Here is an 11,722-nt window from a genome sequence, read left to right as displayed (position 1 = left end):
TGACGCGACCGACCTGACCCAGATGGACCTCGGCCCCGGCCCGCGCTCGAGCGAGTTGCTCGCGACGTTGCGCACGTTCATGGCCGAGCATGTCTACCCAGCCGAGAAGGTGTACGCCGCCGAGCTCGGTGCCGCGGCCCGCGTGAACGGGGGCGTGTCCCACGTCCTGCCGCCGGTCGTCGAAGGACTGAAGGACACGGCGCGCAGGCTAGGTCTGTGGAACCTCTTCCTGCCTGATCTGTCGGGCCTCACGAACGTCGAGTACGCATACCTCGCCGAGGAGACCGGACGCTCGCCCTACCTCGCACCCGAGGCGCTCAACTGTGCCGCGCCGGACACGGGCAATATGGAGCTGCTGCACATGTTCGGCACGCCCGAGCAGAAGCAGCAGTGGCTCACACCGCTGCTCGAGGGCACGATGCGCTCCGGCTTTGCGATGACCGAGCCGGACGTGGCCTCCTCCGACGCACGGAACATCTCCACCTCGATCGTGCGCGACGGAGACGAGTACGTCATCAACGGACGCAAGTGGTGGACGACCGGCGCGGCGGACCCGCGCTGCGACATCCTCGTGCTGATGGGCAAGACGGACCCGGAGACGGCCGTCTACCGGCAGCAGTCCATGGTGCTCGTGCCGGTCGCCACCCCCGGGGTGACGATCGTGCGCTCGCTGCCGATCTTCGGCTACCACGACCAGCACGGTCACTGCGAGATCCGGTTCGACGACGTGCGGGTGCCGGTGACGAGCCTGCTCGGCGCTGAGGGCGACGGTTTCGCGATCGCCCAGGCCCGCCTCGGCCCGGGCCGCATCCACCACGCGATGCGCTGCCTCGGCATGGCCGAGCGGGGCCTCGAGCTCATGGTGCGCCGGACGATGGCCCGCGAGGCGTTCGGCGGCCCGCTCTCCGAGCAGGGCGTGATCCGCAATTGGATCGCCGAGTCCCGCATGGAGATCGAGCAGGCCCGCCTGCTCGTGCTGAAGACGGCGTGGCTCATTGATCGGGGCGGGGCCAAGGACGCCGCGACCGAGATCGCCGCGATCAAGGTCGTCGCGCCGCGGGTCGCCCGCAACGTGCTGGACCGTTCGATCCAGGCACATGGCGGCGGCGGGGTCACCGACGACTTCCCGATCGCCCGGATGTGGGCCAGCGCCCGGATCCTCGGTATCGCCGACGGCCCGGATGAGGTGCACCTGCGCACGGTGGCCCGCACGCAACTACGCTGCTACCGTGACACGGCGCCAGCGGGCGCCGCCGAGGCGGGGCAGGGCTGAGATGGACCTGACCTGGTCGGCGCAGGACGAGCAGTTCCGGGCGGAGGCCCGGAACTGGCTGGCGGCGAACGTGCCGCGGCAGCCGCTGCCCTCGGGGGACACCGCGGAGGGCTTCGCCGCGCACCTGGCGTGGGAGCGGGCGCTGCACGCGGACCGGTGGTCGGTCGTGTCGTGGCCCAAGGAGTACGGCGGCCGCGAGGCGTCGATATGGCAGTGGCTCATCTTCGAGGAGGAGTACTACCGGGCCGGTGCGCCGCAGCGGGTGACGCAGAACGGCATCTTCCTGCTGGCCCCGACGATCTTCGAGTTCGGCACCAAGCAGTAGCAGGACGAGCTGCTGCCGCGGATGGCGGCGGTGCAGGACCTGTGGGCCCAGGGCTGGTCGGAGCCAGGCGCGGGCAGCGACCTGGCGGGGATCCGATCCCGGGCGGTGCGCGACGAGCAGGCCGGGTCGGCGACCGATCTGCTCCGCGACCGTGTGGCACGCTCGTGGATGCAGGCGCACGCCCACCAGCAGTTCACGCTCGCGCAGGTCACCGACATCGTCGAGGGTCGCCAGGTCGGTGCGCGTTCGAGCCTCAACAAGGTCTTTAATCCTCAGGCAGCGTGTAGTTCAATGCTGCTTGACGCGCCTGAGCTGCGGAAACTCCTCAATTAAATGTCCACTGTGGACCTGAGTTGCTCGAAAATTGCTCGAGTGTCGGAATGCCGTCGAGGCATTTCGGCAAGGTCCCAGCGATCTGCCGGCGCAAACACTGGCGCGGCCTGGCCACCCGCTTCGACTGTGCCAGCCACTACCGGGCCACCCTCGACCTCGACGAGACGTTGGACTGGCTTTGCGCAGTACCCGATGGCCGTGAGCAGCGAACCTCAGCTCCTTCATCGGCGTTCGATGGCAGCTCGGACGGCCAAGCGCGCCACTGTCAGAAAGGCTGGCACGCTCGAATCGACGTCATGCGAACGGGCGGTGGTGAGCGTGACCCGGACTCCTGCACCCTCAAATACGGACGACAAGCCTCTGGTTGTGGACGATCACCTAATTCGGTTCTGTCACGCGAAGCGTGGCGGGGCGGTCGGGACTGCCGGTCAGTTGGGTTGGAGGATGCGCCGCCTCAGCAGGTCGAATTTGGCTCGGCCGTACATCTGTCTTTGAGCATCTTCACGCGGTTGACCTGGCCTTCGACCGCGCCGGAGCTCCAGGGCAGGCTCAGCCCGGCCGTTACCGCAGCAAGGTCCCGTTGCAGGCCTGCGGCGGCCGCGGTGTCGCCCGGGCTGGTGCGCGACGCGCTGGTCGCCCGGGTCGGTGACCTGGCCCGCCACGTCGTCACGTGCTGCCTGCTGCTCGACCCTCAGCGCATCGTGCTCGTCGGCGGTGTCGCCCGCGACGACCTGGTGCGCGAGCTGCTGATCGACAGGCTCTCCCACGCGCTGCCGTACCCGCCCGAGGTGGTCCTGTCCGACTTCGCGCAGGACGCCGCGCTGCTCGGCTCGATCCCGCTCGCGATGCAGGCCTGACCGCGACGGGCGTGGCCGGCGGAGCCGGCCACGCCCGTGAGACAGCACGCGTCAGGCGCCGAGGGTACCGACCTCCGCGCAGGCGAACGGCACGGTGATGCTGACCTCGCCCAGCTTGCCCGCGTCGTCGCTGAGGGCCGGCAGGGTCAGTGTGCCCGCGGGCCGCTCGGCCGGGCCGGTCATCGACGCCTTCGCGCCGTCGACGTCCTCCGCCGTCAGTTCGCTGAGGGTCACCCCTTTCTTCGGTTTCGGGGCGGACCAGTCGAGGCCGGACAGGGTGTTCATGAGGGCGCCGGTGTGCTGGACGACGGTGATGCTCAGGTCCTCGTCGGAGACGCTGCCGTCGGCGGCGATGGTGACGGTGCCGATGGCGCCGACGTGTGCGTCCGTGTCGAAGTAGAACGACACGCTGAGGTCGCCGCCGCTGCGGTAGCACCGGGTGGTGGCCGCCCAGCCCGGGCGGGTGCCGGGCATCCCGGCACCGCTGACCGTGATCTCCTGCGCCGGCAGGGTGGTGAGGGTCGCCGTGCAGTCCGTGGCGCCCTCGATCGTGGCGAACACCCGCCGGTCGCCGCGCCGCAGCAGGAGGGCGGGCATCAGGCCGAGACCGCTGAAGACCTCCTGGGAGGCCGCCGCTTCCTTGGGGTAGCGCAGTTCGTCGGCGACGTACCACTGGCCGGCGCCCAGCATGTCCACGAGGCGGTCGCACCGCTGCGCCGTGACCATGCGCAGCCCGTCGCCGGGCAGCGGTACCGCGATCACCTCGGGGGTGACGTAGAGACCGGCGAAGCCGGCCGGCAGCGCGGCCCCCGGCGGGTTCGCGCCCGCCCCGGTCGTCGGCCGCGGCGCGGGCGTGTGGTCCGAGGTGCACGCGGCGAGGACCGTGGCGAGGACCGTGGCGAGCAGTCCGGTGAGCACCCGGCGGCGGTGGTCAGAGGTTGTCGTACTCATACGTCACCTTCGGGCAGCGCGGGTCCTCGGTGACCCGCAGGACGGGCCAGGTGAGGTCGCTGAGCGGGAACGAGTTGCCGGCCAGGAGGATCTCCACCTCGCCGACCGGGCGGCCGACCCGCCAGTCGTCGAGGATCTCGGCGCGGGTGTTCAGGTAGCGGTCCGGGTTGAGGTCGAGGACCCCGTCCAGGAACTGCTTGCCGCCCTCGCCGGTCATGATGAAGAACGGGTTGGGGCCGGACCGGTCGTTGGTCAGGACGCTGAGGTTCGAGTTCTCCTGGCCGCCGATGCTCTTCGGGACGGGAATCCCGGCGACGGCGCCGGCGAGCTGCTCGAACTCGCTGTACTCGACCCCGCTGTAGCCGCCCTTGCCCTTGAACGGCCCGGCCAGGCCGGTGCAGCTCACCAGGTCGACGTACACCTTGGGAATCGACGCGAGGATCAGGTTCACGGAGTTGCTGCCCTTGGCGACGAGGATGTCCGAGCCGTGGTAGGTGACCGCGATCGTGATCGTCTGGCTCGGCAGCCCGGCCTTGACCAGGACGTCGCGGAGCAGGTCGAAGGTCTTGCCGATGCCGTAGCCGACCGGGTTGCCGAGCAGGCCGTAGGTGTCGCCGAGCTCGAACGGGAAGCTCTCCTTGTCCAGCGCCGCGATGAACGTCGCCTTGCCGCGCAGCTCCGGCCCCTCGCCCGGCGGGTCCTCGACCGGCGGCTTGACCTCCAGGGTGGACTTGCCGTCCTTGCCGGTCTTCTCGCCACGGGTCATCTTGGCGCTGTCCGCGGCCACCGCCTGCAAGAGCTGGCCGCCGCCCTTCTGGATGGTACCGACCTGCGGCTGCTGGCTGGACCAGCGGACCGTCAGGCCCTCCATCGGCCCGGCCTTCGGCATCTCGACGCCGGCGAGCGCGTAGCATTCGAGCTTCTCCAGGGCGACCTTGATGTCGAAGATCGCGGTGGCGGTCAGCGTCACATGCTCGCCGCGGCTGCCCGGGGCGTGCTTGAAGTGCGTCGCGGACTTGTCGGCGGTGAGGTCGATGCGGGTGCCGAGCATCAGCATGATCGCGCTGGCCGTGGCGCCGGCCTTGCCCCACGCCTCGTTGGCCTTGTCGAAGATCTCCTTCGCGCCCTCGCCGAGAATCGCGCCGGCCAGCCGGTCCTTGAGCTCCCCTTTCAGGAAGTCGCTGTTGGCCTTGATGACCGGGTCGTCCGGGGCGGCGAACAGGGCCGCGAACTCGCCGCACGCGCCCTTCGGGTCCTCCGCGTGGGCCACGCCGACGCCGACCAGCCGGTCGAACAGGCCGGGCGCGGGCGCGGCCGCGCCGTTCTTGGCACCCTTGGCTACCAGCGCGAACCGACTCGTCGCGTGGCTGAGCAGGAGGATCGTCTGCAACGGGTCGAACCACACCTCGGCCGGGTCGGCGGCGGGATGGATCACCTGGCGGTGCTGGGCGGCGAGGGCGCGCACGGCGGCGCCCGCGGTCGTGAACACCGCGCCGTCGCCGGGCTGCTTGCCCCAGCCGCCGATCGCCGTGGCGAGCTGCGCGAAGGTCGGCGCCTTGTCGGTCAGCCCGACGGCCACCAGCAGCGCCGAGAACTGCTCCGGCGTGTACCTGTCGCCCTCCCGCGTCGCCTCGGCGAGCAGCGGGACCAGCTCGGCGTAGATCGGCGCGTCCAGCAGCGTCACCTCGTCCGGGGCGGCGACGACCGGCCCTTTCGCGGACACGATCGCGAACCCCGAGCGCCGCAGCAGCTCGGCGGTGGCGGCCGGGGCGCCGGCCAGGTCGCTGGTGATCGTCGCGACGAGCTGCTCCGCCGCGGCCGCCGGCTCGGCGGGCAGGCCGGCGGCGGCGGCGGCGACGGACTTGCGGTCGACGGCGCCGCGTGCGGCTGTGTCGTCGCGGTCGCTGTCGTCGGTGCAGCCACTCGCCGCCAGTGTCGCGACGACGGCCAGGGCCAGCCAACGCCGGCCGGTTGAGCTACGTCTCAAAGAACTTCCTCACCAACGGTCTCACGACGCTTCCCGGGCCAGGCACCGGCCGGTTCGGCCGGGGCGACGGCATCCGGCCTGGCCCGAGCAGGACACCACGCGCCTGTCCCGAGCGGTAAGGGACCACCGTCCCGGTGGGCCGGGACAAGCGGCCGCTGCCGGTCGCCGCGGCGCCGATCATGTACCGATCAGACGGGAGCGGGAACGCAGCTGTCGGACTGTAGACACGAATCATTCTCACGACGAGCGGGGTTGTCGCAGGCGCCCGGCGCTCGTCGTGCCTGGAAGTCGACGGCCGACCAATGGCCGACCAGCGCAGAACCAGCGCCGGACCAGCCGGCTCAGCATCTCCCACCGCCGCGGCGGCTCGGGTCGTCCGGCCCGCCTCGGCACGCCGGTAGATCACTGTCTTTTAGGGTGTTCAGGATGCCCACACCCGCGCCGATCGTTGCCCAGATCGGGCTTTCCGCACCCCGCGTCGCCATCGTCTTCGATGGAGGCGGCGCGTGGCACTACTGGGCGCAGCTGGCCATTCACGCGGCGACCCACCTGTGGGGCGGGCGAGGATTCCTCCTCATACCGCATGTGCAAGGTGAAGTAGCGCCAGCGCTGCTGCAGGCCGCGCGTACCTACGACCCGGACTACGTCGTTCTGCTCACCACCACGGTCGGCCAGCGTGAGCGTGTCACGCCCGGCGAAGTTCCGTTGCTGCGGGACGGCCAGCCTGCCGAGCACGAAGTACGGGCCCGCTCGGTTAAGCAGGTGGCCGATGACCCTGTTCCTGACGCCGACGGAGAGCGGGGCCGACGTGCTGTCGCCGAGGCGTGCTCGCCGTATCGTCGCCGAGCCTCCGGGGATGATGACGAAAACGTCCCGTCGCGCTCAGCCTCGATGACCCTGCCGAGCCGTTGACGCCGTTGGCCCAGATCCCGAAGGTGGCCGGCGGTCCGAATCTTTCGGCACCGCCCTCATGGGGCGGTGCCTTCGGTGTGGCGGTTGCGGCCCGGTGCGGCGCCTTCGAGGTACCCGAGGTCGGCGAAGATCCCGTGCTCAGTGACGAGGACTGCCTACAAGTCCGGCCGCTCGCCGTTGTCGTATTCGATGTAGGTGTAGGTCGCCGTGCGCAGCGCCTCATAGGTGGTCGGCATGCCGTTGCGGGCATCCTGCACGTCAGGGTCGTCGACGCTGGTGCCTGGGCCGTGGTGCTCAATGAGCGAGCCGGTGCGCCGCGGTGCGGTCTGTCCGCCGGTGAGCAGGGTGAGAAGGCTGCGGCCGTTGACGTCGCCTGCGACGGGCGCGTCTCCGATGCGCTGGAACGTGGGGGCAAGGTCGATGTTCTGCACGATCTGGGGGCGGCTCGTGCCGGCAGGGACGCTGGGGCCGGCGATCACCAGCGGCACGACGACGTCATGGTCGAACGCGGTCTGCTTGCCTTCCACAAGGGGTAGATCAGCCGCGTGCCGGTCGAGCGTGAGCAACGCCGCGCCGCCACGCGAGCGGTGACCCACCCGGCCCCGGCTGGGTTGCTGCCCGCCGCCGCGATCGACGGGAAGCTGTTGCACGGCACCCGCACCCCGGCCGGGCAGGTGTTCCTCGTCGCAGCGGTCACTCACGACCACGGGGTGGTCCTGGGCCAACGCCAGGTCCCCGGCAAACGCGGCGAGAACACGGTGATCGCCGATCTGCTGACACCCCTCGATATCGAACGGCCCGTTCCCCGGTCGGCGGACCGCGCCTACCTGGCCGCCCTGGCCGCGCTGACCGCCCTGATCGAACAGATCGACGCCATCGAGCAGATCACCGACACTGCTGAAGCAGCACCCGTCACGGCTGTGCGGGGGACGTGGCGGGAGCGGGCGTCGGAGGTGGCACGTGGTGAGGAGGGGCCTCCTGGTCGGCGCCGACCGTGGATGGGGTGTCCCTCCGTGCGGCCGTCAGCATCGCGCCGCCGATCACCAGGGCCGCGCCCGCGAGTGTCGTGGGCCCGACCGGCTCGCCGAGCAGGACCGCGCCGAACAGCGTCGACCATAGCGGGACGAGATATGTGACGGACGCCGCCACGGTCGGGCCGGCGGCCTGGATGATGCGCAGGTTCAGGATGTAGGCGACGCCGGTGCCGACCGCCCCCAGCGTCACGAGCCCGAGGGCCGCCTGCGGGCCGGGCCAGCTGGGCGCGCCGCCGACGAGCGGGGCTACCAGCGCCAGCTGGAGTGTCGCGGTGCCGATCTGCATCACCGACAGCGTTGCTGCCGACTCCGCCCGGCCGGAGAGGAATCGGCGCGTGTACGCGAACCCGGCGCCGTAGCAGAGGGTCCCGCCGAGGCAGGCGAGCGTGCCGAGCAGCGGTGCCCCGGCGAGCCCGTCCCAGACGCCGAGCACGACGAGCACTCCCGCAAACGCCGCGACCAGGCCGACCATGCGGCGGGCGGTCGGCCGCTCCGCGGGGACCAGGACCAGCGCGAAGACGAACGTCGTCAGCGGGGTCGTGGCGTTGAACACGCCGGCGAGCACGGTGGTGATCTGCGTCTGCCCGTACGCGAACAGCGCGAACGGCACGGCATTGAGCAGCGCGGCGACGACGAAGGCATGGCCCCACACGACAGGGTCCCGGGACAGGGGCGCCCGCAGGACCAGGCAGCACACCGCCAGGGCCATGGCTCCGAAGGCGCAGCGCCAGAACGCGAGCCACACCGGCTCGACGCCGGCGGTGACCGCGACCTTGATGAACAGGAAACTAGACCCCCAGATCAGGGAGAGCGCTAGGAATGAGGGCAGCCAGCGGACGTTGCGCATGGACGGATCATGCGTCCGCGCCACATCATGAGTCCAACAAGTGGCACGCAGTGCACTATGAGGAGTGCTCATGCATCTGGCACAGCTCCGCGCCTTCGTCGCGGTCCTCGACGACGGCAGCTTCAGCGGCGCCGCGGCGACGCTCGGCATCAGCCAGTCAGCGGTGTCGCACACGATCGCCACGCTCGAGCGGACCCTCGGCCATCCGGTGCTGATCCGGCAGGGTGGGGTTCGTGCGACCGCCTTCGGTGCGGCGATCGCCGGGCACGCCCGAGCGGCGGTGGTTGCCGCAGCGGCGATCGGGATGCTGGCCGCCCAGCGTGACGGCCGACCGGCCGGCTCGATCAAGCTCGCCGCGCCACCGACGGTGTGCCAGGGCCTCATGCCGGGGCTGCTGGCCCGCTGGCGGGACGAACTGCCCGGCGTCGACGTGGCACTGTTCGAGGGTGAGGACGAGGAGGTCGCCGAATGGCTCGCCGACCACACCGTCGATCTGGCCGTCGTCGTGGACCCACCACCCGGACCAGGTCATGTCCTCGCGGAGGATACGTTCCATGCGGTACTGCGTCGCGACCATCCCCTCGCCGGCGAGCACGCCGTCGGCGTCGCCGATCTGCAGGACGACGCGTTCCTGCTCTCGCGCGGCGGCTGCGAGCGGCACGTCCGCGAGGCGCACCGCCGCAGCGGCGTCCCGTTCGCGCCGACGCACCAGGTGCGGGAGCTGGGCACCCTGTTCGCGATGGTTCGGGCCGGGATCGGTGTGTCGATCGTGCCCGGGCTCGCCGCCGCCATGCTCGACCCGCGACTGGTGCTGGTACCGCTGCGGCCGGTCCTGGCCCGGCGGCTGGTGCTCCGTGGCGCCATCGACCGGCTGTGGCATCCGGCAGTGACCGCCCTGGTGGAGCACGCCGCAGCATGAGCGAACCTTGTGGCCGGCACTCTGTGCACCGACTACGCCCGGGTCAACGCGACGCGCTGTCGGCAAGCCGCCAACCAAATCGTCGGTCTGGTCGCACGGACCGCAGGGCGACCGAGACGTCGTCGCGATGGACGGCGTCGAGCCCGACGACGGACTCGTAGAAAGGTGAGCGCCGCTGCAACATCGACGCCTGACCGACGCCGCCGGAGCACGCCGGGAGCCCCGCCGGTGCCGCCCGCCGCAGGCGACGAACGCGACGACCGTTGCGGCTGGCGCAACGGTCGTTCTCCGCGTGTCCGGCTTACCGGCGCGCGCTGCGCGTGACGCTGATGCCGAAGGCGAGCAGCCAGTAGCTCAGCAGTGCGCCGACGGTGGCGGTGCTCCCCCAACCGTTGGCGGCGTAGAAGTTCGCCGGGTCGTTGCCGAAGTAGATGGACGGGATGAAGGCGGCGCTGACGACGGCGAGCGTCACGGCGGTGACGCCAGTCCAGCGGGGCAGGATGCCGGTTCGCAGGACGAGCGAGCCGAGCGCGGCCAGGAACAGCGCCAGGGTGGTGCGGCCGATCGTGCCATACAGGATGTACGTGCCGGACACGTCGATCGTCGGGTCGATGGCCGTGTCAGCGGCGATGACTGCACCGGCCTCGAGGCCCATGGAGACGAGCGTGACCGTGATGTACATCAGGCCTGCCGCCGATACGAGCGACGCCGCCCATTCGTGATCGGGAGCGGCCCGGCGGACCAGTTCGCGCAGGCCGGTGACGAGGCCTGTGAACGCGACGAACGCGAGGATCCCGATGAGGATGCGCGTCAGCACGTTCCAGTCCGGCGGCGGGCCGTCGTAGATGAAGTACAGGGGCACCTCGACGATGAGCGCGATCGCCGTGAGGATCCCGCAGAGCCCGGTGACGCGACGCACGACTGCCTGGTTCATGATTCGAAGCCCTTCTCGTTTCGTTGACGGGCTTCAGTCTTTCCGGCGCGTTCGCGAATGTCGGTGGTCCTTCGATGTAGGTTTGTGGTGGACCTAAGACGTGTTTGGTAGGTCGGGTCAGAGCCATTCGTTGATCGCGGTGATGGTGACGGTGGCCTGGTAGCGCGTGGCGAGCTTGATGCCCCTATGGATGTCAAGGGGTTGAGGGGCTGGTGTCGGGTGATGAGTTGGTAGAGCTCGCGGGCGATGTAGCGCTTCAGGCAGCGGATGGCTTCGCGTCGGGTTTTGCCTTCGCTGGTGCGTCGTTCGACGTAGGCGCGGGTGCGTTGGTCCCAGCGGAGTCTGGCGAGGGTGATGGTGTAGAGGGCTGAGTTGGCGCGGCGGCCGCCGCCGCGGTTGAGGCGGCGGCGCTGTGTCTTGCCGGATGAGGCTTCGATCGGGCTGACGCCGCAGAGGGCGGCAAAGGGGCCTCACTGGTCATGCGTTCGGGGTTGTCGCCGACGGCGAGCAGGCGGTCGGCGGTCATGCCAGAGATTGCCGATCAAAGTCCGTAACCTGGCCGGATGATTTGTTGGCACCCGCAGCGTCGCGGAGGGATTCGTACAGGTGGCGGGTCGTAGCGTCAACTGTCGTCGGCGCTGCTGTGAGCGGGTGCGCTCGGTGCGGGCCGGGCAGATGATGCAGGCGCTGAGGGGGAAGCTGACCTCGATGACGTCCTGACCGTCTTGGCGGGTGGGGTTTCAGGTGGCCGAGTGGTGGCCTCGCGGGCAGATCGCTCGTTGCTGGTCGAAGTCGATGGTGGACGCGGTTCGGGCGTAGGGCTGTTGGTGCGGGCGTGGCGGGAGGAGTCGCCGCGCATCGGGGCGATCAGGCGGACCTGGTACTCGGTGCGGCAGGCCAGCAGGTTCGTGTTGGAAGGGTAACCGGCGTCCATGAGGTGCTCGGCCGGCAACAGATCCGCCGTCGGCGAGTTCTCCTCGATCACTGTGGTCCTGGGTTGGGAGTCGGCAGCGAGGGCGGCTTCGTAGGCGGCGACGGCCGCGGCGGCTTGGCCTGCCGGGTCGTTGAAGCAGTCGGTCGGCCAGATGCGATGGAACCTCCAGGGGCGGGACTCGGTCCGTCACTTGACGGCTCCTTGCATCAGCGCCTTGACGAAGTTGCGCTGGAAGATCAGGAAGATCGCCAGCGAGGGCAGGATGATCAGCAGGGATCCGGCGCAGAGCAGCACGATGTCGGTGCCGTACTGGCCCTGGAACGCGCCCAGCCCGCCGGCCACGGTCCGCTTCGTCGGGTCGTCGACGAGGACGAGGGGCAGCAGGTACTGGTTCCAGCTGGCGAGGAAGAAGAGCA

Annotated in this window: 10 protein-coding genes and 3 pseudogenes; 5 read left to right on the top strand and 8 right to left on the bottom strand. The window is 70.2% G+C overall.

Annotation, left to right across the window (positions count from 1 at the left end):
* The first annotated feature begins 22 nt into the window (after nucleotides 1-22).
* Together ABD332_RS45695 and ABD332_RS45690 are read left to right on the top strand one after the other, a co-directional pair.
* Nucleotides 23-1,273: an acyl-CoA dehydrogenase family protein gene (locus ABD332_RS45695; protein ID WP_344511108.1), complete on the top strand. Its 1,251-nt coding sequence runs from the start codon at nucleotides 23-25 to the stop codon at nucleotides 1,271-1,273.
* Between the two features lies 1 nt (nucleotide 1,274).
* A pseudogene (locus ABD332_RS45690) lies at nucleotides 1,275-1,715 on the top strand (acyl-CoA dehydrogenase family protein); the annotation flags it as partial.
* A gap of 437 nt (nucleotides 1,716-2,152) precedes the next feature.
* Here ABD332_RS45690 and ABD332_RS60255 read toward each other — a convergent pair.
* Complete coding sequence (locus ABD332_RS60255) at nucleotides 2,153-2,287, bottom strand: hypothetical protein (RefSeq protein ID WP_354894683.1); 135 nt, start codon at nucleotides 2,285-2,287, stop codon at nucleotides 2,153-2,155.
* A 246-nt stretch (nucleotides 2,288-2,533) separates the two neighbouring features.
* Between ABD332_RS60255 and ABD332_RS45685 the strand changes: the two genes are divergently transcribed.
* A complete protein-coding gene (locus tag ABD332_RS45685) occupies nucleotides 2,534-2,788 on the top strand; it encodes an ROK family protein (protein ID WP_344511118.1) in 255 nt (84 codons plus the stop codon).
* Nucleotides 2,789-2,839: 51 nt separating this feature from the next.
* Here the strand turns inward: ABD332_RS45685 and ABD332_RS45680 are convergent, their stop codons facing one another.
* Both ABD332_RS45680 and ABD332_RS45675 read right to left on the bottom strand, forming a co-directional pair.
* Nucleotides 2,840-3,739 carry a hypothetical protein gene (locus tag ABD332_RS45680; protein WP_344510810.1) on the bottom strand — a complete coding sequence of 300 codons (900 nt, stop codon included), beginning with the start codon at nucleotides 3,737-3,739 and terminating at the stop codon, nucleotides 2,840-2,842.
* Nucleotides 3,720-5,726 (bottom strand): hypothetical protein, encoded by a 2,007-nt coding sequence (locus ABD332_RS45675; protein ID WP_344510808.1) that lies wholly within the window; start codon nucleotides 5,724-5,726, stop codon nucleotides 3,720-3,722. Before ABD332_RS45675 ends, ABD332_RS45680 begins: the two co-directional genes overlap by 20 nt.
* A gap of 426 nt (nucleotides 5,727-6,152) precedes the next feature.
* On the opposite strand from ABD332_RS45675, the gene ABD332_RS45670 reads away from it, so the two are divergent.
* Nucleotides 6,153-6,638, top strand: coding sequence for a hypothetical protein (locus tag ABD332_RS45670; protein ID WP_344510806.1), 486 nt, complete (start codon nucleotides 6,153-6,155; stop codon nucleotides 6,636-6,638).
* A 155-nt stretch (nucleotides 6,639-6,793) separates the two neighbouring features.
* Here ABD332_RS45670 and ABD332_RS45665 read toward each other — a convergent pair whose 3' ends face one another.
* Together ABD332_RS45665 and ABD332_RS45660 are read right to left on the bottom strand one after the other, a co-directional pair.
* The gene (locus tag ABD332_RS45665; RefSeq protein WP_344510804.1) at nucleotides 6,794-7,363 is read right to left on the bottom strand and encodes a sulfatase/phosphatase domain-containing protein; all 570 of its coding nucleotides are present in this window, start codon (nucleotides 7,361-7,363) and stop codon (nucleotides 6,794-6,796) included.
* A gap of 187 nt (nucleotides 7,364-7,550) precedes the next feature.
* A complete protein-coding gene (locus ABD332_RS45660; protein ID WP_344510802.1) occupies nucleotides 7,551-8,519 on the bottom strand; it encodes a DMT family transporter in 969 nt (322 codons plus the stop codon).
* A gap of 70 nt (nucleotides 8,520-8,589) precedes the next feature.
* Here ABD332_RS45660 and ABD332_RS45655 point away from each other — a divergent pair, with 70 nt between their 5' ends.
* On the top strand, nucleotides 8,590-9,438 hold the full coding sequence (locus ABD332_RS45655; protein WP_344510800.1) for a LysR family transcriptional regulator: 849 nt from the start codon (nucleotides 8,590-8,592) through the stop codon (nucleotides 9,436-9,438).
* A gap of 301 nt (nucleotides 9,439-9,739) precedes the next feature.
* Here the strand turns inward: ABD332_RS45655 and ABD332_RS45650 are convergent, their stop codons facing one another.
* The 3 genes and pseudogenes from ABD332_RS45650 to ABD332_RS45640 all read right to left on the bottom strand — a co-directional run.
* Nucleotides 9,740-10,372, bottom strand: coding sequence for a hypothetical protein (locus ABD332_RS45650; RefSeq protein ID WP_344510798.1), 633 nt, complete (start codon nucleotides 10,370-10,372; stop codon nucleotides 9,740-9,742).
* Nucleotides 10,373-10,551: 179 nt separating this feature from the next.
* Nucleotides 10,552-10,892: pseudogene (locus ABD332_RS45645) on the bottom strand (transposase); the annotation flags it as partial.
* 600 nt (nucleotides 10,893-11,492) lie between these two features.
* Nucleotides 11,493-11,722 (bottom strand): annotated as a pseudogene (locus ABD332_RS45640) (carbohydrate ABC transporter permease); the annotation flags it as partial.

Origin of the sequence: Dactylosporangium maewongense (genome assembly GCF_039531485.1) — a bacterium.
Taxonomy (GTDB): domain Bacteria; phylum Actinomycetota; class Actinomycetes; order Mycobacteriales; family Micromonosporaceae; genus Dactylosporangium; species Dactylosporangium maewongense.
Note: the sequence above shows the minus strand (reverse complement) of the source record. Positions and strands in the feature narration are given on the sequence as shown.